Origin of the sequence: Methylobacterium sp. E-066 (genome assembly GCF_022829635.1) — a bacterium.
Classification (GTDB): Bacteria; Pseudomonadota; Alphaproteobacteria; order Rhizobiales; family Beijerinckiaceae; genus Methylobacterium.
The window spans coordinates 46,783-71,566 of the sequence record NZ_JAKSYO010000172.1; the positions used below are offsets into that span (position 1 = coordinate 46,783).

A 24,784-nucleotide genomic window follows, 5' to 3' on the forward strand; every position below is an offset into this window, starting at 1 on the left:
ACGTCGTGTATGAGGGGTCGGGTCCGAGCCGGATGAAAACCGCGTCAGGCGCGCGAGCGCCTGACGGTGAGCCATGAGGCCAGCAGCACGAAGGCGCTGACCAGCACCACGAGGAGCGTCGAGGCGGCGTTGATCTCCGGGTTCACCCCGAGCCGGACCTGGCCGTAGAGCCGCATCGGCAGGGTGGTCGAGCCCGGGCCCGAGACGAAGCTCGCGATGACGAGGTCGTCGAGCGACAGGGTGAAGGCCAGCAGCGCGCCGGCGAGCACCGCTGGCGCGAGCAGCGGCAGCGTGATGGTGAGGAACACCCGCATCGGCCCCGCGCCGAGATCGGCGGCCGCCTCTTCGAGGCCGCGGTCGAGCCCGCGAAGGCGGGCCGCCACGACGACGGCGACGAAGCCGGTGCAGAAGGTGGCATGCGCGATCACGATCGTGGCGATGCCCCGGTCGATTCCGATGCCGATGAACATCAGGAGGAGCGACAGGCCGATCATCACCTCCGGCATGACCATCGGCCCGAAGATCAGCCCGGTGAACAGCGCCCGTCCGCGGAAGCGGCCGTGGCGCTCCAGGGCGAGCGCCGCGAGCGTCCCGAGGATCGTGGCGATCAGGCTCGCCAGCAGCGCGACCCTAAACGACACCCAGGCCGCCGCCATCAGCGGCGCATCGGCCAGCAGCGCGCCGTACCACTTCGTCGAGAAGCCGCCCCAGACGGTGACCAGGCTTGAGGCGTTGAACGAGTAGGCGATCAGCACCACGATCGGCGCGTAGAGGAAGCCGAGCCCGAGCACGAGAGCGGTGCGGGTCACCCAGGTCACGGGCGGCCCTCCTCGCTGGCGCGCAGGCTGTCGCGGAACAGCACAACCGGGCCGATGATGATCGCGAGGATCAGCACCGCCACCGCGGAGGCGAGAGGCCAGTCGCGGTTCGAGAAGAACTCGCTCCAGAGCACGCGCCCGAGCATCAGGGTCTCGGAGCCGCCGAGCAGATCCGGGATCACGAACTCGCCGACCATCGGGATGAAGCAGAGGCCGGCACCGGCCGCGATCCCGGGCAGGCTGAGCGGCAGGGTCACGGTCCAGAACACCCGGGTCGGCGAGGCGCCGAGATCCGCCGCGGCCTCGCGCAGGGCCGGGTCGAGGCGGTTCATCACCGCGTGGAGCGGCAGGACCATGAACGGCAGGTAGGCGTAGACCAGCCCGACGATCACCGCGGCGTCGGTGTTCAGCATGATCAGCGGCTCGGTAATCAGGCCGAGCCGGCGCAGGATCAGGTTCAGCAGGCCCTCGGGCTTGAGGATCGCGATCCAGGCGTAGATCCGGATCAGAAAGCTCGTCCAGAACGGCACCACCACCAGGGCGACGAGGAGCGGTTGCCAGCCGGACGGCGTCCGGGCCAGCGCGTAGGCGAGCGGCGTGCCGAGGGCGACCAGGATCAGGCTGGCGGCCAGCGCGTAGCCGAGCGAGCCGAGGGCGGCGTCGCGATAGAGCGTGTCGGCGGCGAGCGTCGTGTAATTGTCGAGGTTCAGGGCTTCGAGGAAGCTCGACCAGCCGTCGAGCCCGCCCTGCCAATCGAGCACCGGCAGGTAGGGCGGGATCGCGGTCGCCGGCTCCGACAGGCTGATCTTCAGGGTGATCGCGAAGGGCAGCAGGAAGAACGCCGTCAGCCACAGGAACGGCGGCAGGCGCACGAGCCGGTCGAACAGGCGTTTTCCCGGCACCGTGCCCCTCATGCCGGCAGGATCACGGCGTCCGCGGCGGCGAAGCCGGCGCGGATCTCCGATCCTACGGGGTCGTTCTCGTCGCCCGGCCGCCCGCTCGACCGCAACACAGTGCCATCCGGCAGGCGCAGGGTCCGGCGCAGGCGGTCGCCCAAGAAAACCGTATCGGCGATCGTCACCGGCAGCCCGTCGGTGCCGATGACGAGGTCTTCCGGGCGCACCGCGACGACCACTGACGCGCCGTCTGGCAGCGCCGTCGCGGAACCGCGGATCGTCCCATGTGCGGTCTGCACCGCGCGGCTGTCGCCGGGCTCGGCGGGTCCGAGCCGGCCGGGGATGAGATTCACGTCGCCGAGCAGGCCCGCCACGAACCGGCTGGCCGGGCGCCGGTACAGCTCGGCCGCGGGCCCGACCTGGGCGAGCCGGCCGCCCTCCATCACGCCGATGCGGTCGGCGAGCATCATCGCCTCCTCGGGATCGTGGGTCACCACCACGAAGGCGGTGCCCAGACGGCGCTGCACGGCGCGCAACTCGGCCTGTGTCTCCTCGCGCAAGCCGCGATCGAGGGCGCCGAGAGGCTCGTCCAAGAGAAGCAATTTCGGCTCGCGGGCGAGCGCCCGGGCGAGCGCGACCCGCTGGCGCTGCCCGCCCGATAGCGTGTCGGGGCGGCGATCCCCGAAACCGTCGAGGCGGACGAGGCGCAGCAGCTCCGCCACCCGGGCGGACGCGGCGGCCCGGCCCAGACCCTTCAGGCCGTAGCCGACATTCCCGGCCACGCTCATATGCGGGAACAGCGCGTAGGACTGGACCATCATGTTCACCGGCCGCCGATGCGGCGGCAGGGCGGTCAGGTCCTGCTCGCCCAGGCGCACACGGCCGGAGCTCGGTGTCTCGAAGCCCGCGATCATGCGCAGCAGGGTGCTCTTCCCGCAGCCGGACGGCCCGAGCAGGCAGAAGAACTCTCCGGGCTCCAAGTCGAGGTTCACCGCATCGACGGCGACATGCGTGCCGAAGCGCTTGGTCAGATCCTCCAGGCGCAGGCGCAGCGCGGGTGCGTCCGGCAAGGCCTCAGGAATCCTCGCGCAGCGCCTCGGCCACGCGCGCTTCGAGCAGGTCGGGCCGGCGCAGGACCAGGGCACCGCGGGTGCGATCGACCAGCCCCTCGGCCGCCATCGCGGTGAACTCGCGGGTGACCTGCTCGCGGCGGCAGCCGATCCGGGCGGCCAGCACGTGGTGATAGGGCGGCGGCGACACGACCCGCTCGCCCGACGTTCCGGATCTCGGGACCGAGAGGCGCAGCAGTTCGGCGTAGAGCCTGTGCTTCAGGTCGAGGAGCGCGTGCTCCATGAGCCGGGTGTTGAGTTCACGCACGCGCTTCGCCAGCAGCCGGAACAGCCGGTCGGCGATGGCCTCGGAGGCGAACACCATCTGGCGGAACACCGTGGCCGGGACCACGCAGACTTCGCCGCGGGTGAGCGCCGTGACGTTGGCCGAGCGGCCGATGCCGTCGATGGCGGCGAGCTCGCCGAAGAAGGCCCCGCCGCGCATCTCGCCGAGGATCACCTCCTTGCCGGACTGGGTCCGGTTCAGGATGCGGACCTCGCCCGAGGCGATGAAGTAGACGTCCGTGGAGATGTCGTCGAAGTCGACCAGCACCTCGTTCTCGTCGAAGCGGCGCCAGTGGCAGCGGGTCTCGAATGGACCGAGCTCGATGCCCGGATCCTTGAAGAAGGGTATCGTCCCCAACCGCGCCATCGATCCTGTCCCTTCGGCCCCGGCCTCCGTCCCTGCCCTGACGGGGCCGACCAGCAACTCTGGACCAGCAACACTTGGGACGGGAGCAGCCCGCATCTCGGAGCCGCGCACCGATCCGGCCGCGCTCGATCGATGAGGCGGGACCGATCGTGACGGTCACGCGCTGGCCGGTCAAGCCGCGCTTGGCTGAACAGGAGTTTATTAGCGTGGATCGGTGCAGAGGGATAATTGCCCGCGCCGCAGCGCCCGACGATTCCCGATGCACCAAGAGTTCGACATTGCAGCTTTGAATTCCGGCCCGGTCGTGCCGGTCGGCCGGTGTCAGGCGACATTGGCCGATGCGTTCGAGCGGTCCGGCCATAGCTTGCATTCGGGCCGCTATGCCACCGTCCGGGTCTGCCCGGCGCCTGCGGGGCACGGCATTGTCTTTCGGCGCCGCCTGGAGACTGGGCGCACCATCGATGTGCCCGCGCTCTGGCAGTATCGGGAATCGCAGCCGCTCTCGACGGCGATCCGGCACGAGGGCGCGCTGGTGCGCACGATCGAGCATCTGATGGCGTCGCTGCACGCGCTCCGGATCGACAACGTGCTGGCCGAGATCGATGCCGACGAGCTGCCGATCTTCGACGGCAGCGCGCTGCCCTGGTGCGACGCGATCCGGCGGGTGGGCCGGGTCGAGCAGCCCTTCCCCTGCCGGGTGATCCGGATGCGCCAGACGATCGCCGTCGAGGACGGACGACGCCGGATCCAGATCGGGCCGGGCGCGGGTCTCCACGTGACCGGCCATGTCGCGCTCGCCCATTTCGGCGCGATCGACTGGTCCGGCGCCATCACGCCGGAGAGCTTCCTGCGGGAGATCGCGCCCGCGCGCAGCTTCGGCCGGTATCTTCGGGCCATGGCCGGCCGCGCCTACGGCTACGCCACGGGCCGGGACTTCCTGCAGGGGGTGTCGCCGCGCTCGGCGGCGCTGCTCTGGCGGGGGAGCGTCCTCGGCGGGATGCGCGTCCCGAATGAGCCGGTCCGCCACAGGGTCCTGGACCTCGTCGGCGATCTGATGCTGGCGGGACACCCGGTCGAGGGCCGGGTGATGGCCTTCCATACCGGGCACGAGTTGAATCACGCCCTGGTCGGCGCGTTGATGCGCGAGAGAACGGCCTGGGAGCTGATCTGACGGCTTCGGTTCAGGCCGACAGCCGCTGGCCGGGCTGCTCGCAGGCCATCGCCACCTGGCGGAAGGCGCGGAGGAGATCGGCATCGAGCTTCGGGCCCATCGCCGTCAAGATCGCATAAGCCTCCTGGATCGACTTCGGCGCCTTGTACGGCCGGGCCTCGATGAGCGCCGCGAAGATATCGCAGATCGTGATCAGCCGGACGAGGTCGGGAATCTGCGCCGCTCGAAGGCCGTCCGGATAGCCCGACCCGTCGAGATATTCATGGTGCGAGCGGACGACGGCGAGCGTCCCGGCATCGTAATCGCCGTCGACCAGCATGGCATGGCCGATCGCCGGATGCCGATCCATCTCGACCCGCTCCGCCGGGGTCAGCGGCGCCGGCTTGTTGAGGATCGCCAGCGGAATTTTCGACTTGCCGATATCGTGCAGCAGCGCGCCCTTGGTCAGGTGATGGGCGTCGGCCTCGTTGAGCCCCAGGCTCTGGGCGAAGGCCGCGGCCAGGCCGGCGACCGTCAGGCAATGCCGATGCGTCACGTTGTCGAAGCCGGCGACCACGTTCAGCCAGTCGCGGACCTTCGATTCGCGGATCGCCCGGTTCACGATGGTGGTGCCGGCATCGACGATCGCGGCGGCCGGCGCCGTGTCTCCGTGGAAGATTGCCGCGAAGGCGGACCGCGCCTCCTCGGCGCAGCGTTGCAGGTCGCCACCGTCTTCGCGCTCGGGTCCCGGCTTGCTGAGCGCTGAGACCGCGTTGACGAGCATCGCGTTCGCCGCGGAGGCCGGAAGGATCCGCGTGGCCCCAAGGGCGGTCGCCTGGATTTCGCCGCGCCCGAGATTGCCGTGGATCAGCGCGAGGAACGGCGTGGTCCTGTCGCGCGCGACGGCGAGCGCCCGGCGCAGCCGGAGGACGGCATCCGAGGTCAGCGCGCTGACATCGCTGATCACCAGCGCAGCGCCCGGGGGCGGCTCCGCATCGCCGTAGAGATCGTGGAGGACGAGGCCGGGACCGCCACCGAGGTTGCGCACCAGGCGCTCGCCACGGCTGAGATCATCGGTCAGGATCACGGTGCGACCCAAAGCGCCTCTCCCACCACACGCCCCCTTGATGGGCGCACAACGCAGCGGACCCGCCTTCACGGCGCCGCTCCGCAACCGCGAAACTCCGGCTTTCCGGCATCGGCCATCGAGCGGGCTGAACACTATCCGCGGCGCCGGCACCGAAGAAGTGTCCTATATTCGACCGAGAGTGATGCAATTCCGTTAAAGCGACTGCTTTCGATCACGCGTTTCAGCGCAGCCATGAAGGCTCCGCAGGCGCGTCTTCTTGCCCGGCCGGGCAACGTGCGAAGGGGCCGACAGGGCGCTTGCCTCTCCGGGCCCGGACGGCCAGAACGCCGCCATGCTGCGCGTCCATGACCTCACCTACCGCATCGGCGATCGCCTGATCCTCGACGCCGCGAATTTCTCGATCCCCGAGGGCGCGCGCGTGGGTCTCGTCGGGCGCAACGGCGCCGGCAAGACGACGCTGTTCAAGGCGATCCTCGGCGACCTGCCCGTGGACGCGAAATCGGTCTCGCTGCCCAAGGGCATGCGCATCGGCGCGGTCGCCCAGGAGGCGCCGGCCGGACCGGAGACGCTGCACGCGGTGGTGCTCGCCGCCGACACCGAGCGCGCCCGGCTGATGGCCGAGGCCGAGCACGCCGACGGCCTGCGCCGGGCCGAGATCGAGACCCGGCTGGTCGATATCGGAGCCCACTCGGCGCCGGCGCGGGCCGCCGCCATCCTGCACGGCCTCGGCTTCGACGCGGCCGCGCAGGCCCGCCCCTGCGCGGATTTCTCCGGCGGCTGGCGGATGCGCGTGGCACTTGCCGCCGTGCTGTTCTCCGAGCCCGACCTGCTGCTGCTGGACGAGCCAACCAACTACCTCGATATCGAGGGCACGCTCTGGCTCTACGACTATCTGGAGCGCTACCCGCGCACCGCGATCATCATCAGCCACGATCGCGATCTGCTCGACACCAGCGTCGATCACATCCTGCACCTCGACCGCGGCAAGCTGACGATTTACCGGGGCGGCTACACCAGCTTCGCCAAGCAGCTCTCCGAGAAGCGCATGCTGCTCGCCAAGGCCAAGGTGAAACAGGATGCCGAGCGGGCGCATCTCCAGAGCTTCATCGACCGGTTCAAGGCGAAGGCGACCAAGGCGCGCCAGGCCCAGTCGCGCGTGAAGCGGCTCGCCAAGATGGAGCCGATCGCGGCCCTGATCGAGGACGACGTGCCGGTGATCCACCTGCCGAGCCCGGAAAAGCCCCTGTCGCCACCCATCGTCTCCATGGAGCGGGTCAAGGCCGGCTACGGCGACCGCGTCGTGCTCAGCGGGCTCGACCTCAGCCTGGCGCCCGACGATCGCGTCGCGCTGCTCGGCGCCAACGGCAACGGCAAGTCGACCTTCTGCAAGCTGATCGGCGGTCGGATGGGGCCGATCGGTGGCGAGGTGCGGCGCTCCTCCAAGATGGAGGTGGCCTACTTCGCCCAGCACCAGCTCGACGAGCTGCGCCCTGCCGAGAGCGCCTACGCGCATGTCCGCACGCTGATGCCGGACGTGCCGGAGGCGAAGGTGCGCTCGGCCACCGCCCGGCTCGGCTTCGGCGCCAACAAGGCCGACACGCCGGTGGAAAAACTCTCCGGCGGCGAGAAGGCGCGGCTGCTGATGGGGCTCGCGGCCTTCCACGGCCCGCACCTGCTGATCCTCGACGAGCCGACCAACCACCTCGACATCGAGAGCCGCCAAGCGCTGGTCGAGGCGATCAACGACTATGAGGGCGCCGTCATCCTGGTGAGCCACGACCGGTTCCTGGTCGAGGCCTGCGCCGACCGGCTATGGCTGGTGGCCGACGGCACGGTAAAAACCTTCGACGGCGACATGGACGATTACCGCCGCTTCGTCCTGTCCGGCCCGGAGCGCGAGGAGACGCGCGACGTGGAGCCCGCGGGCGGCCAGAAGGCCGAGGCCCGCCGGGCTGGCGTCGAGCGCCGCGCCGCCCTCGCCCCGCTGCGGAAGAAGCTCGACGGGATCGAGGCGCGCATGGCCAAGCTCACAGCGGCGATCCAGAAGATCGACGCGGCGCTGGAGGACGGCTCGGCCTTCCGGGAGAACGCCGCCAAGGCCGGCGAGATCGCCAAGATGCGCGCGGACGCCGCGAGCGCCCTGGCCGCCGCCGAGGAGGAATGGCTGATGGTCAGCGAAGAGATCGAGGCGGCCTGAGGCGTTGCTTCCAGGACCGATCGCGAAAGTCCTGGTTTCAAAAGGTCTCCGACCGTTTGCGGGTCCAGGGCGGAGCCCTGGTTTCTCGTGGGCCAAGCCCTGAAATCTTGCCCCGAACCCCGCCAAAGGGCTGAGCCCTTTGGGATCCCGGTCTTGGGCGGGTTACACCGAGGCTTCGAGGGCCCGCTCCAGGATGTCTACGCCCTGATCAATCTCGGCGTCGGAGACGGTCAGCGGCGGGGCGATGCGGAAGACGCCGCCCATGCCCGGCAGCTGCACGATGTTCATGCTGAGGCCGAGTTCCAGGCAGCGCCGGGTGATCGTGTCCCCGAGGTCCGGCGCCGGGACCTTGGTCCGGCGATCCGCCACGATCTCCATGCCCTGCAGCAGCCCGCGCCCGCGCAGATCGCCGATGCAGGCGAAGCGCTGCTGCAGCGCATGCAGCCGCGCCGATAGCCGCTCGCCCGCTTCCGCGGCCCGGGCGGCGAGCCCGTCGCGCTGGACGATCTCCAGCACCTTCAGGCCCACCGCCGCCGGGAGCGGGTCGGAGACGTGGGTCGTGTAGAACAGGAAGCCGCGGGCGTGGCAGCGTTCCTCGATCTCCGCCGTGGTGACGAGGGCGGCGAGCGGCAGGCCGGCGCCCAGGGTCTTCGACAGGGTCAGGATGTCCGGCACCACGCCGTCGCGCTCGCAAGCGAACATCAGGCCGGTGCGGCCGATGCCGGTCTGGGCCTCGTCGAGGATCAGCAGCATGCCCCGCGCGACGCATTTGCGCTTCAGCGCGGCGAGATAGCCGAGGGGCAGTTCGATGATGCCGCCCGAGCTCAGGATCGGCTCGGCCAGGAAGGCCGCGAGGTTGCCAGTGGATTGCTGGTCGATCAGCGCGAAGGCGTAATCCAGCTCGGCCTGCCAATCCGCGGCGCCGTCCTTCTCGAAGGCCGGTCGATAGGCGTTCGGGACCGGGATCGCGAAGGAGCCGATCGCGGCCGGGCCGTAGCCCTTGCGGCCGGCGCTGTAGGTCGCCGCCGCGGCCCCCGCGGTCATGCCGTGCCAGGACTGGGCGAAGCTCACCACCTCCCAGCCGCCGGTGGCGAGCTTGGCCATGCGCAGGGCCGCCTCGTTGGCCTCGCCACCGGTGGTGAGCAGCATCGCGCGCTCGAGGTCGCCTGGTGCCAGGCGGGCCAGCTCCGTGGCGAGGTCGACCACCGGGCGGGTCAGCATGCCGCTGAACAGGTGGTCGAGCTGCGCCGCGTGATCGGCCACCACGGCGGCGATCTCGGGATGGCCGTGGCCCAGGATGGCGCTCATCTGGCCGGAGGTGAAGTCGAGGATGGCGCGGCCGTCGGCGTCGTAGACGAAGCTGCCCTGCGCGCGCTCGATGATCAGCGGCGCGAAGGTCCCGCCGTAGCGTACGAGATGCCGGCGCGCCCGGGTCCAGAAATCGGGGTCTGCGTTCCGCGTCATGGCTGCCTCGGCTCCGTCGAAGGTCAGGCCATGCTAGGGACGGACGCGCCGTCACGGTAGCTTATAGATCTGAACCGAGGCTTCAGGATTTCTGATGGCTGTGAGCCTGGATATCGACCTGCTGCGCAGCTTCGCCCACGTCGCCGAGAGCGGTGCCCTGAGCCGGGCCGCGGAGCGGGTCGGTCGTAGCCAGGCCGCGCTCAGCATGCAGATGAAGCGCCTGGAGGACATCGTCGGCCAGCCCCTCCTGACCCGGACCGGGCGCGGCGTGGTCCTGACGGTCCATGGCGAGCGCCTGCTGGTCCATGCGCGCCGGATCCTGGCCTCACACGACGACGCCCTGGCGGAACTCTCCGGCGGGCGCCTGGACGGGACGCTGCGCTTCGGCTGCCCGGACGATTACGCCGATGCCTTCCTGCCGGCGCTGCTGCGCAGCTTCGCCCAGCTCCATCCGGCCGTGGTGATCGAGGTTGTCTGCGCCGCGACGCCCCGGCTCGTGAGTCGTTACGAGCGGGGCGGCCTCGACTTGGCGCTGGTGTCGATCCCCCTCGATGCTGAGCGGGCGATCCTGCGCCGCGAGGCGCTCGTCTGGGTCGGTGCCAAGGACGGTGGGACCGACCGGCCGGACCCGCTCCGCCTCGCGCTGGGTGATCCGGATACGCTCGACCATCGCGCGGCGCTTGCAGCCCTGTCTCAGGCCGGGCGCAACTACCGGATCGCCTATGCCAGCGGCAGCCTCTCGGGCCTTCTTGCGGTGGTGCGCTCCGGGCAGGCGATCGCGGTGCTCACCCAGGCCGCCGTGCCTGGCGACTTGCGCATTCTCTCGCGCACCGCCGGCTTACCCGCCCTGCCGAAGATCGGCCTCGTGGTCCGGCTCGAGGAGCGGCACGCCTCGCCGCTCACCCGTGCCTTCGCGGCCCATATCCGGAGCCTGCTGCCGGTTCTGTGATCCCGAGCTGTCTCCGTCTGATCGCCGCCGAAACTTCGATCACAGGAGGCCGATGGCCCTGGGTCCGTGGCCCCCGACGGACAAACGCCGTTCGATCACGTCCGGAACAGGATCAAACCTTCGCATCGTCGCAGCGCGTTCGACCCGTTGTTGATCAAGGACAAAAATTCGTCAGACCGCCTCAGGGAACCACTTGTCGGTTATCCTCGGCCAGAGAGAGACGATCTTTTTATTATCAACGTTGATCCAATGAATATCGACACTGGGATGTTCGTTCTTGAAATCCCGATAATTGGCGTCGTTGGCCATCAGATAGAAACTGATCGCATTCATGACGTTGTTGTCGATATGCGTGATTTTATAAAGATACGCCTCCCAGTCGGCGGCGTGCTTGGCCTGCTGGGCGGTCTTCGGTTCGACAGGCGATGATTCGAAACCTGCTGTCGTGGTTCGACCGTTAGAAATCGGGGGTGCCGAAGTTTCGTCGCCGTTCGCGCTCCCATCCGGGCGCGTATCGCCGACGAGCTTGGGCTGTGTCGCGTTCTCGGTATCGTTGACCGGCGGAGTTTCCACCTGTTGCGGGAGAAGCGCGAGCGTATCCTGTGTGGGCGCCTTCACCTGAACAAGAGACAGCACGGCATCGGCCGCCTGGGTCGAGAGGGTGTAATTCGTCCTCGGATCCAGCGCCACCGGCACGGGAAGCACGCTGGCTATCACCGACGCGACCCGCTCCGGCGCATCGACCTGGAGAGGCCTCAATGCGGTGACGGACGTAGACACGACGGGACTGATAGCAAACATCTCACGAGCTCCAAGTGCTTGGTCTGACGACATTCCGCATAAAATCGCACCTCAACGAAGTACTGCACCACCTATTCTCATATAAAATATCAAGGCAGTATTATTTTCTTCATGAGTCACTCAATTAAAAAATCGTCCCCTCCCCAATTTCGAGCGTCGACAACCCAACTCCGACGCTGTCGTTGCGACGCTGCCAGCCGCACGAGCTGGCAGCGTCCCGTTGCAGCATAAAATAACCTCACTCGCATGAATACACGTTGCCATACGGCGAATACCAATTGCCAAGCGCAACAGCGACTGCAATATGAATATAAAATCCGGGTTTTTAAATTGAAGCGCGCCATTGCTGCGCTCCCGATCTTCCGAAGGCTATCATGGCCGAGGAAGAGCCCGCCCGGAGTTTCATACTCCAAGCATAGGAATAAGCACATCACAGCCTTGACATGTCAACACGCCAGGCTGCCAAGCAGCGCGCGGGGAGACTTACAGAAATCCGGCGCTGATATTTTTCGCGCAGATCTGAAAAAACGCCCACGACCCGTCAGAATTGGGCAATTTCAGCGATACTGATCACATCGTAAAGTTCGCCGCTCCTATCGCGCTCGTCGTAACGTGCCGGTCCACCACAGAAATTTGAGGGTCTGAGCGGTTGGAGGACCGTCCGGCAGGATGAATCGCGCTTGAGGGGCGCCTTCGTCCGAGTCGCGCCTGAAAGGATAGCCGCGTGCGAATCAGCGACGCGCTCAAGCCTGTGCTGCCGCGGCAGCCTGAGGGCGGCCCCGCCCGAGCCCGAGTACCAGCAGGCAGCCGGCCCCCGAGAGCACCACCAGCGGCAGCAGGCCGAGCGGATAGCTGCCGGTGGAGTCCTTGATCACCCCGAGCAGGTAGGTGCCGACGAAGCCGCCGATATTGCCGATCGCGTTGATCTGCGCGATGCCGGCCGCCGCCGCACCGGCCGAGAGCCATTCCGTGGACAGCGCCCAGAACGGCCCTTTCACCATGTAGGTGGCCGTGACGGCGAGGCACAGGATCAGGATCGTCGGCAGCAGCTGCGCGGTGGCGATCGAGGCCGCCAGGCTCAGGGCCAGCAGACCGAGGGGCAAGGCCGTGTGCCAGACCCGTTCCTGCCTCCGGTCCGAGGAGCGACCCCACAGGATCATCAGCACCGAGGCGATGCCGAACGGGATCGAGTTCAGCAACCCGGTCTCCAGGTTCGTCAGCCCGAACGACTTGATGATCTGCGGCTGCCAGAGCGACAGGCACTGGCTGGCGCCGGAGGCCCCCGCGTAGATCAGCGAGGCAGCCAGCACGTAGCGGTTGCGCATCACCTGCCAAACCGAGAGGTGGCGGGCCGGCGCACCTTCGCCAGCGACCACCGAGGCGCGCTCGGCGGACAGCCGGTCCTGGAGCCAGGCGCTCTGCTGCGGGGTGAGCCAGCGCGCCCGTCCGGGCCCATCGGGCAGGACCGCGAAGGCGATGACGCCAAGCAGCACGGCCGGGAGCGCCTCCAGGATGAACAGCCATTGCCAGCCGCGGAAGCCCAGCATCCCGTCGGTGTTGAGGATCGAGGCCGAGATCGGCGAGCCGAGGAAGCTGGAGATCGGGATCGCCACCATGAACACGGCCACGATCCGCCCCCGATAGGCGCGGGGGAACCAGTAGGTCAGGTACAGGATCACGCCGGGGAAGAAGCCCGCCTCGGCAGCGCCGAGCAGCAGGCGAACGGCGTAGAAGGAGGTGGGTCCGGCCACGAAGGCCATGGCGGCCGAGACGAGGCCCCAGGTGATCATGATCCGGGCGATCCAGATCCGCGCGCCGAACCGCTCCATGGCGAGGTTGCTCGGCACCTCGCACAGCACATAGGACACGTAGAACAGGCCGCCGCCCAGCCCGAACTGCGCCGCGGAGAGGCCGATATCGTGGTTCATCTGCAAGGCGGCGAAGCCGGCATTCACCCGGTCGACGAAGGCGATGAAGTAGGCGAGCATCAGGAACGGCAGGATCCGCCAGGTGACCTTGCGCAGGGTCTCCCGCTCGATATCCGGGATTGCATCCGGCACGTTTGTCGGGGCCATCGTAATCCTCCGGGCTCTGCCGCCCCCGGCTTGGATCAGCGGCGGCCTGGCTGCCAGTGCCGGTGCACGACAACTTCGTTCGACTGTCATGGCCTTGCATCACGCGCGGCTTCGCGCGCGCGATACGCGTCAATAGCCGTTGGGCCGGTTTGCCCGCCGCCCGCGGACATGCGAGAGAAGCGGCATGTTGACGGTGGACAGCCTTTGGCGCGCGCGGCACCGGCTCGCGCAGATCGGGAAGAAGCGGACGGGCTCGCCCCGCATCCTGGTGGTTGGAGTCTGCCAGGCCGGCTCCATGGCCAAGGTGCTGCGCTTCCTGCTGCCAGACGCGCAGGTGGATTTCGTCTCGGCCTTCACGGCGACGCGGCGCTTCCCGAAGCTCGTCGACCTGATGGCGCATGCCGACGGCTACGACCACGTCTATTCCAGCATCTACCTGCCGCGGTTCAAGGACGGCGGCACGATCGACCGGTTCCGGACCCACCCCAAGGTCCGGCTGATCCCGACCATCGTGTTCGGCGCCTACCATCCCGACCTGATCCATGTCGGCGTGCAGGATGCCGTTTCGCTGAACGGCCTGATCTCCGGGCCGATGGGGCATTCGCACTCTGCGATCACGCTCTACGCCTACCTGGCGGGCTTCTCGCAGGCGCAGGCCTTGCGCCTGTTCGCCGAGCCGGTGTTCGAGCGGCTGGGCTACTTCGACCTCTGGAACGAGTCGGTGTCCTACCTGCGCGGCCTCGGCGCCCAGGCGCAGTACGATCTCGACACGCACCTCACGCGCTGGGCGCGGCGGGGCTGCTTCATGCACTCGATCAACCACACCAAGCTCTACGTGGTCGCCGACCTGGCCCGCGGGCTCCTGACCAAATCCGGCGTGGCCTTTCCCGAATGCGACCTCGACGCGTTCGTGCCCGACGATCTCGGCGGCCAGGGCAGCTGGCCGGTCTATCCGGAGATCGCCGCGCATTACGGCATTCCCGGCAGCGCCCTGTTCTTCAAGGCGGAGACACGCCGCTCGGGCCCCGCCCGCACGATGACCCGGGCGGAATTCGTGGCCGCGGCCTACGCGAATTACGACCGGCGCCCGCGCGAGGCTTTGGTCTCGCAGCGCGTTCAGGGCTGGCGCAACGATCCGGCGACCGTGGATTTCTTCCGCGAGGCCGCGGGCCGGGACATCAGCCCGATCCGGCCGACCGGACGCACCCCGGCCGTCGCCGCGGGTAGCCTGGCCGGCCACGCATCCTGAAACGACGGCACTGTCTCCCCTCTACCGGCGCACCGCGCAGTCCGGGCCGGGGCCTACTGAGGTTGGGGAGCCCGATGAGTCGTGAGCCGCACAAGCAGGGTCGCGCCAAATCCTACGGGATCGCCGCGGCCCTGACGTTTCTCGGCTCCGCAGGAAGCCTCGTCGGCTGGAGCCGATTTGCCGTGAACCGGCAGATGGATCTGCCGCCGGCCCTGCCCGGCCGGCATGACCGGCTCGCGACGGAGCGCGCCGGTGTGATCTCGCTCTACGGGACGAACGATGTGGAGGGCGTGCCGCTCCTGTTGATCCATTCGATCAACGCGGCCGCGAATGCTTATGAGGTTCGCCCCCTTTACAAGCATTACCGCAGGTCCCGTCCGGTCTATGCGCTCGACCTGCCGGGCTTCGGGTTCTCCGAACGCTCGCGCCGCCGCTACACCCCGCGCTTGATGGTGGAGGCGATCAACGCGGCGGTGGCCGAGATCCGCCGCCGGCACCGGGGCGGGGCGATCGACGCCATGGCGCTGTCGCTGTCGTGCTCCTACCTCGCCCGCGCGGCCCTCGAGCGGCCCGACGATTACCGCAGCCTCGGCCTGATCAGCCCGACAGGTTTTGACGCACGGCTGTCCGGTGACGGACCGCCGGATGGTCACCGTGGGCGGGATGCCGTGCGGGATCTTCTGGATCGAAAACCGTTCGGCCGACCCCTGTTCGATGCGCTTGCCTCGCGTCCAAGCATGCGCTTCTTCCTGCAGAAGACCTTTGGCTCGCGGGATATCGACGAGGGTCTGTTCGCGTACGACTATGCCTCGGCGCATCAGCTGGGCGCCGAGCACGCCCCGTATTGCTTCATCTCCGGCCACCTGTTCCCGACCGATTCGACGCGGCTCTACGAAGAGCTGCGTCTGCCGGTCTGGATGGTCCACGGACGCCGCGGCGACTTCGTCGATTACCGGCTGGCGCCCCGGGTCGCCGGACGGCCGAACTGGCGCGTGGTCAGCCTGCCGACCGGCGCCTTCCCGCATTTCGAGCGGCTCGACGATGTCACCGCCGATTACGACGCCTTCCTGACGGATCTCACCTGGGCTCCGCCTCGGCCACCGGCGTGATGCGGTAGCGCAGCCAGACGACGCCGCCCGACAACGTCTCGCAGGACGTCAGATCCAGCTTGCAGCGGCCGCCCATGGAATCGGCCTCCTCCCCGGCGAAATCGAACAGGGCCGGCGTGCCGGACACGCCGTCGACCGCCGGCGCGAGCAGCAGGCTGAGTTCGTCGATCACGCCGGCTTTCAGCATCGAGCCGTTGATGTGGCCACCACCTTCGACCAAGAGCCGCTCGATCCCGAACAGCGCCCGCAGCTTGGTCACCGCCAGCGCAAAATCGACCGTTGTCTCGCCGGCGAACAGGTAGGATTGGCCGCCGGCCCGCAGCGTCCTCAGGTGCGCGTCCGGCACGGATTCGGTCAGCACGACCACGATGTGGTCGCCCTCGATCTCGTTCCGGGCGCCCCAATCCAGGCGGCCCCGGGCGTCGAGGGCCACGGCGTAGCTGGACGCCCCGCCCTTCGCGACGTGATCGTCCCGGGGGATCGGACTCGTGTCGTCGAGGACCGGTTCGGGCAAGGGATCGGCGCTGTCGGCGTAGCCCTGCATGGTTACCCGCCCGCAGATCCAGGCATCGCCATTCAATTCGCCGTGGACGCGTTCGTAATGGCTGTCGGCGTCGAGGGTCTTCCAGCGGCGGGACTTGATCCGACCGTCCACCGAGGTGGTCATGTGACAGATGACGTAAGGGCGTTGCGCGTCGGCCATGTCGTGTTCCGGTCTTTAGACTCTGATCGAAACGATAGGGGCGAGAGGCCGCCCGACAACGCGCCGCTCGGTTTTCCGGCGCGTCAACGAAGGCGCAGCAGGCGGCGCAGGCGATCGATGACGTTGGGGTTCAGTTCCCGCCGGACCCGGCTTTCCGCGAAGGCGTCGACCGAAAACCGGTCGGTCGGCACGCGCCGCAGGAACCGCTCGGCGATCTCGTAGACCACGAGGTCCGGCTTCACTGCGGCAACGTAGGCCCAGTCGATCTCGGCGGACCAGATCGCGTGGACCTCGCGAAAACTCTCGGCCAGCATCGCGGTGAGCCGCGGTCCCTGGTCGAAAACATAGGAATCGCCGAACAGCACGATGCGTCGGGGATCGGCGGCTTCGGGATTGCGCATCACGGCGCGCGATCCGACGAAGAACCCGCCCCGGCCGGCGACCCGGCCGGTCTCGCGCAGCTGCACCAGCGCGTTGGCCTCGCTGCGCTGGGCGCGCCGCGGGAAATCGTGGGCGAAGTAGGCCTCGTCCACGGGCGGTTTGAGCTTGCCGCCGAGGTCGAACACGAAGCGCTCGAGATGCCCGGTCGCCTCGACCACATGCGCGGCCGGGGCGATCCCGAGCGCGGCGCACAGCGCCCGGTATGCGGCGATGTAGCCGCGATGGTTCCAGTGCGTGTCGGTCTGCAGGTAGACCGGCCCTTCGGCCCGCGCCGCCTGCAGCGGCTCGTACAGGTCGAGCAATTCGGCTTGCGTTTCCGCCGCCAGGAGCCGTCCGAGCCGCGTGCCGGGCGGGTCGGTCAGGTTCGGGAACGGCCGGTCGAGCGTGTCGGCATGGATCGCGATCTTTTCCGGCACGATGGCGTGGACGTAGGTCGCACCCAGCGCTTTCGCCCGGCGGACGCGGGCTTCAACCAGCCGCACCCAGCGGCGCAGCAGCCGACGGGTCGCCGCGGACTCGGAGTACAGATCGACCAACTCGTTCTTGCGGCCGACCCAGAACAGCCAGCCGTCCCGCCCGACCGCGATACCCCGCGCGCCTGTCTGAGCCAAAGCCCCGCCATCTCCTGAACGCCTGTCGGCCGCGCCGACACATGCCGCCCGTCGGCGCGGGATACAAGCCGGAAACATGGCCGATCGGCGACCACTCCAGCCAGACGAGGCCCCTACGTGCCGTGGAGGAACACGCCCCAGCACAGGACGCTCAGCGTCGAGACCGCCGTCGAGAGCGCAACGATCAGGGAGGCCGCCGCCACGTCGCTGCGCAACTGCGCAGCGAAGACCACGACATTGCCCGCAACCGGCAGCAGGCCCAGCAGGCGCACCGTATTCAGGTTCTCTGTCGCGACCGGCGCTCCGACCAGAGCGAACAAGCCGATGACCGCCGCGATTGCGCCGACCGACGCGACGTGGCGCCAGATCACCAGGTTCAGCGTTCCCCGGATCGCGGCGGCGGTGAAGCGGACCTGACTGGCCCCCAGCCCGACCACCATCATGCCGCAGCCCGACATGAGCAGTGTCACCACCCGGAACGGCGCTTCCGAGCCGGCCGGCAGCAGGTCGCGCAGCCCGAGCGCCTGACCGGCGAGGCCCGCGCCGAAGGCATAGAGCGCCGGGGTGGTGGCGACCTTCCACAGGCTCGTGCGGACCGAGAACCGATCGCGCGCCACGCAGTAGAAGCCGACCGTGTTGCCGAAGATCAGCCCGCCGACATAGGCCATGACCAGGATCGGCAGGCTGTCGGGACCGAACAGGGCCAAGCCGGTTGGGACGCCGAACCAGCCGATATTGGTGTAGCTGAAGGCGCAGAACGCCAGACGTCGGGGAACATCGGACTTGCAGCGCGGCACGATCAGCACCGCGCACAGAACCATGACCGTGCTGAAGGCCATCGACAAGACGACGTTGCCGATCGCCGCGCCAAAATCCAGCGCCAGGGCGTTCTTGAACACGACCAGCGGGATCAGGACGTACATCAGCAGGCTGGAGAGGTGCCGGATCCAGTCGCGACCCGACAGACGTCCGACACAGAACCCGGCTGCGATGGCGCCGTAGGCCGGCAGCATCCGCGACACGAGATCACTGGCCAAGTGCATGGCTGCGTACATCAATTGTCATCCATCATAAATGAGTTGTTTGACCGATTTATTTTCTGTTTCACAGATGATATGAAGATTTAAAGGCTGATTGATCTCGGTATATAGGGTGGAATACAATTCCGAGCCAGGGATATCCCTATCTCTTCCCTCATCCTGAGGTGCCGAAGCGAAGCGGAGGCCTCGAAGGAGCCCTCCAGATGCCTCAACGATACCTGGAGGGCTCCTTCGAGGCCAAGCGATCTTCGATCGCCCGGCACCTCAGGATGAGGGAAAAGATTGAGATAATCGCGACGTGTCAGCGTGATTTTATCAAAGTCATGATGATAGGTAATCTCTTAATAAAGAAAATTACTGATGCACTTGAAGATAAGAACCATCTCATCATTCAGGTACCTAGCTTATTTGCATCCAGAACCAAAACATGTCCATCGAGATCAAGCCTGGTCATGCGAAGTGCCGGTCCGCGACGTTGGCGGCCGCATCGAAAGAACCGTAGAGCACCCGGACATGCGAACTGAAGATCCACTATCGCGGCTCGGGACCGAGCCACTTCTCGCCGCGCTCTGAGGTTCGCGATGGCGCGCCGAACCAGCCGATATTGGTTCGGCTACATGGTCGTGCCGCGGGCGATCCGCGCGCGCATGCGCAGCCTGCGGGCCGATACCGGGCGGGGCAACAGCACCCTGGACCAGGACATCCTGTCCCGGTTCATCGCCGAGGGCCATTTCGCTCAGCACATCCGCCGCATGGAGCGGGTCTACAAGGACAAGTGCGCCCGGAGCCTGGAGGCGATCCGACAGGGCTATGGCAGTCCGCTCCGCGTGCTCGGCGCGCATGGCGGGTTCCATTTCTTCCTGCGGCTGCCCGATGGGCTGGACGCCGCGCGTTTCGAGTAAAGCTGCCGCCAGAACAGCCTAACGCTGCAAACCGCCGCCCTGCATGGCGCGGAAAAGCGCGAAACCGGGATCGTGGTGGGGTATTCGTCGCTGACATCCGAGACGATCGATCGGGCCGGCACGCTGCTCGGCCGGCTCCTGCGTGGCGGTTGAGGCCACGGGCGGCCCCGCGTGGTGGACCGGCCCGGCCCCGATCCTCTAAGAGCCTGTTTGACCGCACGCTCGCAGTCGAATGATGGTTCTGCCGATGGAGATCCCAATCTCTCCCCTCATCCTGAGGTACTGTGGAGCAGCCTCGAAGGAGCCCTCCAGGGATCGCGCGGCTGGCTGGAGGGCTCCTTCGAGGCCTCCGCTTCGCTCCGTCGCCTCAGGATGAGGGCGAGGATGGGAAAGACCGGTCAAACAAGCTCTAAGTGTGAACCCGCCGCCCGGAGCGGCGACAGCCCGTGGAATCCGATGATCGACCTGACGCTCGAGGCCGCCCGCAGCATCGTGGACACCGCCCTGCGCGAAGCCCGGACCCGCAGCCTGAAGCCGATGGCCGTCGTGGTCTACGATGCCCGGGGCGCGCTCAAATCCGTCGCCGTCGAGGATGGCACGTCGCTCCGCCGGGCCGAGATCGCCAGCGGCAAGGCCAACGGCGCCCTGGCTCTGGGCCTCGGCTCCCGAGCGATCCATGCCCGCGCCGAGGCGCAGCCCTATTTCGTAGCGGCGGTGAGCCATGTCGCCGGCCCGGCCGCGCTGGTGCCGGTGGCGGGTGGCGTGCTGATCCGCTCCCAGGAAGGACGGCTGCTTGGCGCGGTCGGCATCTCCGGCGACACCTCCGACAACGACGAGATCTGCGCGGTGGCGGGCATCGAAGCCGCCGGCTTGGCGGCCGAGACCGGCGCCTGAGCATGGCGATCCGTCGGCGCGCCTGGCTGGCCGGCGCCGCCGCCCTCGCGGTCGCGCGGCCCGCCCGAGCCGCCGAGCCCGTGCTCTACCGGCGCGGCAACGATGCGGACCCGGAGACGCTCGACCCGCACCGTTCCTCCTCGGTGGCGGAAGCGCATATCCTGCGCGACCTGTTCGACGGCCTCCTGACCTACGACAATCACGGCACCATCATCCCGGGCGCCGCCCGAGCCTGGACTGTCTCCGAGGACGGCCTGACCTTCCGCTTCGACCTGCGCCCGGACGGCAAGTGGTCGAACGGCGATCCGGTGACCGCGGAGGATTTCGTCTACGCGTTCCGCCGGATGCTCGCCCCGGCCACGGGGGCGAAATACGCCGAGATCCTTTCGCCGATCCGCGGAGCGGCGGCGGTCAACCGCGGCGAGATCGCCGGCGATGCCCTCGGGGTGACTGCGGAGGGGCCGCTCAAGCTCGCGATCATCCTCGAACAGCCGACGCCCTACTTCCTCGAATTGCTGACCCACCAGACCGCCCTGCCGGTGCACCGGGCCTCGGTGGAGCGCTACGGCGACTCCTTCACCCGCCCGGGCAACTTCGTGACCAACGGCCCCTACCGGCTGATCGACCGGGTGCCGGGCGGCGCGATCACCCTGGAGGTCAATCCGCACCATCCCGAGGCCGCAGCGACCGCGATCCGCCGCGTCGCCTTCCTGCCGATGTCGGACATGTCGGCCGCCGTCCGCCGCTACGCCGCCGGGGAACTCGACTCCCTGTCCGAGCTGCCGGTCGACCAGATCGTCGACCTGCGCCGCCGCTTCGGCACGCAGGTGGTGCTCGGGCCCTCGCTCGGGCTCGAAGTCCTGGCGATCAACACCCGCAAGGCGCCGTTCTCGGACCGGCGCGTCCGCCAGGCCCTGTCCCTGCTGATCGACCGCGAATACCTCGCCGACGGGCTCTACGGCGGCACCATGAGCCCGGCCTATTCTATCTGCCCGCCGGGCATCGACAATTACCGCACGCCCCCCGAGACGGCGGGGCGGCAGGGCCTGCCGATCGATCACGAGGCCGAGGCGCGCCGCCTGCTGGCCGAGGCGGGCTTCGGCCCAAGCCGGCCGCTCACCGTGGAGTACCGGTTCAACGTCAGCGACAACAACCGCAACACCGCCGTGGCGGTGGCTGAGATGTGGCGCGATCTCGGGATCGAGACCCGGTTCGTCTACACCGACGCCAAGACCCATTTCGCCTATCTGCGCGACGGCGGGTCCTTCGACGTCGCTCGCTATGCCTGGATCGCCGATTATTCCGACCCGCAGAATTTTCTGTTTTTGCTCCAGAGCGGCAATGACGGGCTGAACGCCGGCCGCTGGTCGGACGCGGCCTATGACGCGCTCCTGGCCAAGGCCGCCGCCGAGCGCGACCTCGCCCGCCGCGCCGACCTGCTCTACGAGGCCGAGGCCATCGCGTTGCGCGAGCTGCCCTGGATCCCGCTGATGCATTACCGCTCGAAGGCGCTGATCGCGCCGCGGCTGCACGGCTACATCCCGAACGTCCGCAACGCCGCGCCGACCCGCTTCCTGAGGCTCGACGCGTGATCCGCTTCATCCTGCGCCGCCTCGTCCAGTCGGTGCCGACGCTGTTCGCGGTGGTGGCCGTCAGCTTCTTCCTGATGCGGCTCGCCCCCGGCGGCCCATTCGACCTGGAGCGCCCCCTGGCGCCGACCGCCATGGAGAACCTGCGCCGGGTCTACGGCCTGGACCAGCCGCTGATCGAGCAGTTCGGCCGCTACCTGACGGCCCTGGCGCGGGGCGATCTCGGGCCCTCCTTCTCGTTCCGCGACATGAGCGTCCTCGACCTGATCGCCCGGGGCCTGCCGGTCTCGGCGACGCTCGGCGCCCTGGCGCTGGCGCTGGCCGCCTGCCTCGGCATCGGGCTCGGGACCGTAGCGGCGCTCCGGCGCGGGGGCGCCCTCGACCGGATGCTCGGCCTCGGCGCGGCGCTGACCCTGTCGCTGCCGAGCTTCGTCGTGGCGCCGCTCCTGCAGATCGTCTTCGGGCTGAGCCTCCGCTGGCTGCCCTTGAGCGGTTGGGAGGGCGGCGCGCCGAGCCACCTGATCCTGCCGGTGATCACCCTGGCGCTGCCGCAAATCGGCGCCCTGGCCCGGCTGACGCGGGCCTCGCTCGGTGAAGTCCTGCGCACCCAGCCGGTGCGGACGATGCGCAGCCTCGGGCTGCCGCCCGCGCGCATCACCCGGCACGCCTTGCGCGGGGCGCTGTTGCCGGTGGTGGCCTATCTGGCGCCGCTGACGGCGGCCCTGCTCACGGGATCCGTGGTGGTCGAGACGATCTTCGGCCTGCCCGGGATCGGCCGCTACTTCGTCGAGGGGGCGCTCAACCGCGACTACACGCTGGTGATGGGCACCGTCCTGCTGGTGGCGGCCCTGGTGATCGTGCTCAACCTGATCGCCGACCTCGCCTGCGCCTGGCTCGACCCGCGCCTGCGGAGCGCCGCGTGAGCGCCACCCGCGCCTTGGCCGGCCCGGTCGCCCGCACCCTGTCGCGTCTCGCCCGCGAGCGGGTGGCGATGGTCTCACTCGCCGTCCTGATCCTGATCGCGCTGGCCTGCCTGTTCGGGCCGGCGCTGACCGGGCACGATCCGACCCGGGCCTATCCGGACCTGCGCCAGCTCCCGGCCGGCCTGACGGCGCAGCCCGATCCCGACCATCTGCGCCCGGCTCTGGAACGCCTCGCCTTCCGCATGCGCGCACGCCTCGACGACGTGGCCCGCGACGGCGATGCGCTGCGCCTCACCCTCAGCGCCGAGGCCGGGGTGGATCGGCGCAGCCTCGTCTACCTGCCGCGCTCCGACCTGTTCGGCGAGCCGCACGTGATCGCCGACACGGAGGGCGGGAAGCGTCTGGTCGTGGCTGTGCCGCTTCGGCGCCTGTCCTTCCCGCTCGGCACTGATGTGCATGGCCGCGACCTGCTCACCCGCTGCCTCGTCGCCGGACGGGTCTCGCTGCTGATCGGGCTCACCGCCACCCTGGTCGCCCTGCTCATCGGCGTCGGCTACGGCGCGACGGCCGGCTTCATCGGCGGCGCCGTCGATGCCGTGATGATGCGGCTGGTGGACGTGCTCTACGCCCTGCCCTTCGTGTTCTTCGTCATCCTGCTGCTGGTGTTCTTCCGGGCGAGCCTGACGCTGATGCTGGTGGTGATCGGCGCGGTGGAATGGCTCGACATGGCTCGCATCGTCCGGGCGCAGACTCTGTCCCTGCGCGAACGCGATTTCGTCCGCGCCGCCCGCGCCCTCGGTCTCGGCACACCCCGGATCATCCTGCGCCACATCGTGCCGAACACTTTTGGGCCGGTGGTGGTGGCCGCCACCCTGCTGGTGCCGCAGGTGATCCTGCTGGAAAGTTTTTTGTCGTTCCTCGGGCTCGGCGTGCAGGAGCCGGACACGAGCTGGGGCGTGCTCATCGCCGAGGGCGCCCGGGCGATCGAGTCGGCGCCGCATATGCTGGCCGGCCCAGCCGCCTTCCTGATCACGACGCTGGTGGCCCTGACCTTGCTCGGCGATGGTCTCGCCGATGCCGTCGACCCCAGGGCCGACTAGCCTCAGCTCAGTTGCCGGATCGGCGCGCCGGCGAGCCACGCCTCGATATCCTCCACCGCCTGGGTGAAGAACGTCCGGTAATTGTTGCGCGTGACGTAGCCGACATGCGGCAGCGCCAGAACATTCGGCAGGCACCGGAACGGGCTGTCGGCTGGCAGCGGCTCGGTCTCGAACACGTCGAGCCCCGCCCCCGAGATCCAGCCCTCCTCCAGGGCCCGGACCAAGGCGGCCTGATCGACGATCGGCGCCCGCGCAGTGTTCACCAGGACGGCGCCCGGCCGCATCCGGCGCAGCTCGGCCTCGCCGAGAAGCCCGCGCGTCCGGTCGCCGAGGACGAGGTGGATGGTCACCACATCGCTCGCGTCCAGCAACGCTTCCTTGGACTCGGCGCGCTCGACGCCGGCGGCAGCCGCCCGGGCGTCGTCGAGATTCGGGCTCCAGGCGATCACCCGCATGCCGAAGGCCCGGCCGATCGCGGCAACCCGCGTGCCGATCTTCCCGAGCCCGAGCACGCCCAGGGTCGCCCCGGCGAGATCGGTCCCGACCGTGCTCTGCCACGGGCCGCCGTCGCGCAGGTTCCGGTTCTCGATCGGGAGATGACGGGCGAGTCCGAGGATCAGGGCCCAGGTCAATTCGGTCGGCGGCGTGGGGCTCGACTCCGTGCCGCAGACCGCGATGCCCCGCGCCCGCGCCGCCGCCACGTCGATCGCCAGGTTGCGCATGCCGCTGGTGACCAGCAGCTTCAGCCGGGGCAACCGCTCCAGCAGAGCCGCCGGGAAAGGCGTGCGCTCGCGCATGATCACCAGGATCTCGGCCTGCTCGATTCGGGAAACGAGGGCCTCCCGATCCGCGATGTGATCGGTGATGGTCGAGACGGCGACCCGATCGGCCAGGCGCGCCCAGTCGGCGAGGCCGCGCGCCGCGTCCTGGTAATCGTCGAGGATCAGGCAGGTTTGCACGGCGGTCTCTCTCCACGACTACTGCGTGCAACGCCCGCGAAAGCGCGGTGTTCGCCGAGCCCC

The 24,784-nt window shown here is 68.6% G+C and carries 22 protein-coding genes; 10 read left to right on the plus strand and 12 right to left on the minus strand.

Annotated elements, in window-relative coordinates:
* Positions 1–44: 44 nt before the first annotated feature.
* Genes MKL20_RS23900 through MKL20_RS23915 form a run of 4 tightly spaced genes read right to left on the minus strand, consistent with a single transcriptional unit; the run spans position 45 to position 3,475 of the window.
* Positions 45–818 (minus strand): ABC transporter permease, encoded by a 774-nt coding sequence (locus tag MKL20_RS23900; protein ID WP_244038760.1) that lies wholly within the window; start codon positions 816–818, stop codon positions 45–47.
* Positions 815–1,732, minus strand: coding sequence for an ABC transporter permease (locus MKL20_RS23905; protein WP_244038761.1), 918 nt, complete (start codon positions 1,730–1,732; stop codon positions 815–817). Before MKL20_RS23905 ends, MKL20_RS23900 begins: the two co-directional genes overlap by 4 nt.
* On the minus strand, positions 1,729–2,784 hold the full coding sequence (locus MKL20_RS23910; RefSeq protein ID WP_244038762.1) for an ABC transporter ATP-binding protein: 1,056 nt from the start codon (positions 2,782–2,784) through the stop codon (positions 1,729–1,731). The genes MKL20_RS23905 and MKL20_RS23910 overlap by 4 nt, the downstream gene beginning before the upstream one ends.
* Positions 2,785–2,788: 4 nt before the next feature.
* Positions 2,789–3,475: a Crp/Fnr family transcriptional regulator gene (locus MKL20_RS23915; RefSeq protein WP_243965547.1), complete on the minus strand. Its 687-nt coding sequence runs from the start codon at positions 3,473–3,475 to the stop codon at positions 2,789–2,791.
* 259 nt (positions 3,476–3,734) lie between these two features.
* Here MKL20_RS23915 and MKL20_RS23920 point away from each other — a divergent pair, with 259 nt between their 5' ends.
* On the plus strand, positions 3,735–4,646 hold the full coding sequence (locus tag MKL20_RS23920; protein WP_244038763.1) for a UDP-3-O-acyl-N-acetylglucosamine deacetylase: 912 nt from the start codon (positions 3,735–3,737) through the stop codon (positions 4,644–4,646).
* Between the two features lie 10 nt (positions 4,647–4,656).
* Here the strand turns inward: MKL20_RS23920 and MKL20_RS23925 are convergent, their stop codons facing one another.
* Positions 4,657–5,724 carry an HD-GYP domain-containing protein gene (locus tag MKL20_RS23925; protein WP_244038764.1) on the minus strand — a complete coding sequence of 356 codons (1,068 nt, stop codon included), beginning with the start codon at positions 5,722–5,724 and terminating at the stop codon, positions 4,657–4,659.
* Between the two features lie 322 nt (positions 5,725–6,046).
* Between MKL20_RS23925 and MKL20_RS23930 the strand changes: the two genes are divergently transcribed.
* On the plus strand, positions 6,047–7,912 hold the full coding sequence (locus MKL20_RS23930; RefSeq protein WP_244038765.1) for an ABC-F family ATP-binding cassette domain-containing protein: 1,866 nt from the start codon (positions 6,047–6,049) through the stop codon (positions 7,910–7,912).
* A gap of 162 nt (positions 7,913–8,074) precedes the next feature.
* Here the strand turns inward: MKL20_RS23930 and MKL20_RS23935 are convergent, their stop codons facing one another.
* The gene (locus MKL20_RS23935; protein WP_244038766.1) at positions 8,075–9,376 is read right to left on the minus strand and encodes an aspartate aminotransferase family protein; all 1,302 of its coding nucleotides are present in this window, start codon (positions 9,374–9,376) and stop codon (positions 8,075–8,077) included.
* 94 nt (positions 9,377–9,470) lie between these two features.
* Here MKL20_RS23935 and MKL20_RS23940 point away from each other — a divergent pair, with 94 nt between their 5' ends.
* The gene (locus tag MKL20_RS23940; protein ID WP_244038767.1) at positions 9,471–10,325 is read left to right on the plus strand and encodes a LysR family transcriptional regulator; all 855 of its coding nucleotides are present in this window, start codon (positions 9,471–9,473) and stop codon (positions 10,323–10,325) included.
* A gap of 171 nt (positions 10,326–10,496) precedes the next feature.
* Here the strand turns inward: MKL20_RS23940 and MKL20_RS23945 are convergent, their stop codons facing one another.
* Together MKL20_RS23945 and MKL20_RS23950 are read right to left on the minus strand one after the other, a co-directional pair.
* Positions 10,497–11,126, minus strand: coding sequence for a hypothetical protein (locus tag MKL20_RS23945; RefSeq protein ID WP_244038768.1), 630 nt, complete (start codon positions 11,124–11,126; stop codon positions 10,497–10,499).
* 743 nt (positions 11,127–11,869) lie between these two features.
* The gene (locus MKL20_RS23950; protein ID WP_244038769.1) at positions 11,870–13,201 is read right to left on the minus strand and encodes an MFS transporter; all 1,332 of its coding nucleotides are present in this window, start codon (positions 13,199–13,201) and stop codon (positions 11,870–11,872) included.
* A 184-nt stretch (positions 13,202–13,385) separates the two neighbouring features.
* Here MKL20_RS23950 and MKL20_RS23955 point away from each other — a divergent pair, with 184 nt between their 5' ends.
* Complete coding sequence (locus MKL20_RS23955) at positions 13,386–14,450, plus strand: WcbI family polysaccharide biosynthesis putative acetyltransferase (protein ID WP_244038770.1); 1,065 nt, start codon at positions 13,386–13,388, stop codon at positions 14,448–14,450.
* A 74-nt stretch (positions 14,451–14,524) separates the two neighbouring features.
* Complete coding sequence (locus tag MKL20_RS23960; protein ID WP_244038771.1) at positions 14,525–15,559, plus strand: alpha/beta fold hydrolase; 1,035 nt, start codon at positions 14,525–14,527, stop codon at positions 15,557–15,559.
* Here MKL20_RS23960 and MKL20_RS23965 read toward each other — a convergent pair.
* From MKL20_RS23965 to MKL20_RS23975, 3 genes are all read right to left on the minus strand, one after another.
* Positions 15,528–16,262: a dihydrofolate reductase family protein gene (locus MKL20_RS23965; RefSeq protein WP_244038772.1), complete on the minus strand. Its 735-nt coding sequence runs from the start codon at positions 16,260–16,262 to the stop codon at positions 15,528–15,530. The two genes, MKL20_RS23960 and MKL20_RS23965, sit on opposite strands and share 32 nt — an antisense overlap.
* Positions 16,263–16,345: 83 nt before the next feature.
* Entirely contained in the window at positions 16,346–17,314 is a 969-nt protein-coding gene (locus tag MKL20_RS23970; protein WP_244038773.1) for an alginate O-acetyltransferase AlgX-related protein, read from the minus strand.
* A gap of 113 nt (positions 17,315–17,427) precedes the next feature.
* Complete coding sequence (locus tag MKL20_RS23975; protein ID WP_244038774.1) at positions 17,428–18,369, minus strand: AEC family transporter; 942 nt, start codon at positions 18,367–18,369, stop codon at positions 17,428–17,430.
* A 566-nt stretch (positions 18,370–18,935) separates the two neighbouring features.
* On the opposite strand from MKL20_RS23975, the gene MKL20_RS23980 reads away from it, so the two are divergent.
* From MKL20_RS23980 to MKL20_RS24000, 5 genes are all read left to right on the plus strand, one after another.
* Complete coding sequence (locus MKL20_RS23980) at positions 18,936–19,256, plus strand: hypothetical protein (protein ID WP_244038775.1); 321 nt, start codon at positions 18,936–18,938, stop codon at positions 19,254–19,256.
* A gap of 456 nt (positions 19,257–19,712) precedes the next feature.
* Positions 19,713–20,150 carry a GlcG/HbpS family heme-binding protein gene (locus tag MKL20_RS23985; RefSeq protein ID WP_244038776.1) on the plus strand — a complete coding sequence of 146 codons (438 nt, stop codon included), beginning with the start codon at positions 19,713–19,715 and terminating at the stop codon, positions 20,148–20,150.
* Between the two features lie 2 nt (positions 20,151–20,152).
* Positions 20,153–21,742, plus strand: coding sequence for a peptide ABC transporter substrate-binding protein (locus tag MKL20_RS23990; RefSeq protein WP_244038777.1), 1,590 nt, complete (start codon positions 20,153–20,155; stop codon positions 21,740–21,742).
* A complete protein-coding gene (locus MKL20_RS23995; RefSeq protein WP_244038778.1) occupies positions 21,739–22,662 on the plus strand; it encodes an ABC transporter permease in 924 nt (307 codons plus the stop codon). Before MKL20_RS23990 ends, MKL20_RS23995 begins: the two co-directional genes overlap by 4 nt.
* Complete coding sequence (locus tag MKL20_RS24000; protein ID WP_313902749.1) at positions 22,659–23,762, plus strand: ABC transporter permease; 1,104 nt, start codon at positions 22,659–22,661, stop codon at positions 23,760–23,762. Before MKL20_RS23995 ends, MKL20_RS24000 begins: the two co-directional genes overlap by 4 nt.
* 2 nt (positions 23,763–23,764) lie before the next feature.
* Here MKL20_RS24000 and MKL20_RS24005 read toward each other — a convergent pair whose 3' ends face one another.
* Positions 23,765–24,721: a D-2-hydroxyacid dehydrogenase family protein gene (locus MKL20_RS24005; RefSeq protein ID WP_244038779.1), complete on the minus strand. Its 957-nt coding sequence runs from the start codon at positions 24,719–24,721 to the stop codon at positions 23,765–23,767.
* Positions 24,722–24,784: the final 63 nt, after the last annotated feature.

Bases quoted from the DNA above. Each gene is read 5' to 3' on its own strand.
- MKL20_RS23905 (WP_244038761.1), bottom strand. From the start codon at position 1,732: ATGAGGGGCACGGTGCCGGGAAAACGCCTGTTCGACCGGCTCGTGCGC.
- MKL20_RS23915 (WP_243965547.1), bottom strand. From the start codon at position 3,475: ATGGCGCGGTTGGGGACGATACCCTTCTTCAAGGATCCGGGCATCGAG.
- MKL20_RS23920 (WP_244038763.1), top strand. From the start codon at position 3,735: ATGCACCAAGAGTTCGACATTGCAGCTTTGAATTCCGGCCCGGTCGTG.
- MKL20_RS23930 (WP_244038765.1), top strand. From the start codon at position 6,047: ATGCTGCGCGTCCATGACCTCACCTACCGCATCGGCGATCGCCTGATC.
- MKL20_RS23935 (WP_244038766.1), bottom strand. From the start codon at position 9,376: ATGACGCGGAACGCAGACCCCGATTTCTGGACCCGGGCGCGCCGGCAT.
- MKL20_RS23940 (WP_244038767.1), top strand. From the start codon at position 9,471: ATGGCTGTGAGCCTGGATATCGACCTGCTGCGCAGCTTCGCCCACGTC.
- MKL20_RS23945 (WP_244038768.1), bottom strand. From the start codon at position 11,126: ATGTTTGCTATCAGTCCCGTCGTGTCTACGTCCGTCACCGCATTGAGG.
- MKL20_RS23950 (WP_244038769.1), bottom strand. From the start codon at position 13,201: ATGGCCCCGACAAACGTGCCGGATGCAATCCCGGATATCGAGCGGGAG.
- MKL20_RS23955 (WP_244038770.1), top strand. From the start codon at position 13,386: ATGTTGACGGTGGACAGCCTTTGGCGCGCGCGGCACCGGCTCGCGCAG.
- MKL20_RS23960 (WP_244038771.1), top strand. From the start codon at position 14,525: ATGAGTCGTGAGCCGCACAAGCAGGGTCGCGCCAAATCCTACGGGATC.
- MKL20_RS23965 (WP_244038772.1), bottom strand. From the start codon at position 16,262: ATGGCCGACGCGCAACGCCCTTACGTCATCTGTCACATGACCACCTCG.
- MKL20_RS23975 (WP_244038774.1), bottom strand. From the start codon at position 18,369: ATGTACGCAGCCATGCACTTGGCCAGTGATCTCGTGTCGCGGATGCTG.
- MKL20_RS23980 (WP_244038775.1), top strand. From the start codon at position 18,936: ATGGCGCGCCGAACCAGCCGATATTGGTTCGGCTACATGGTCGTGCCG.
- MKL20_RS23985 (WP_244038776.1), top strand. From the start codon at position 19,713: ATGATCGACCTGACGCTCGAGGCCGCCCGCAGCATCGTGGACACCGCC.
- MKL20_RS23990 (WP_244038777.1), top strand. From the start codon at position 20,153: ATGGCGATCCGTCGGCGCGCCTGGCTGGCCGGCGCCGCCGCCCTCGCG.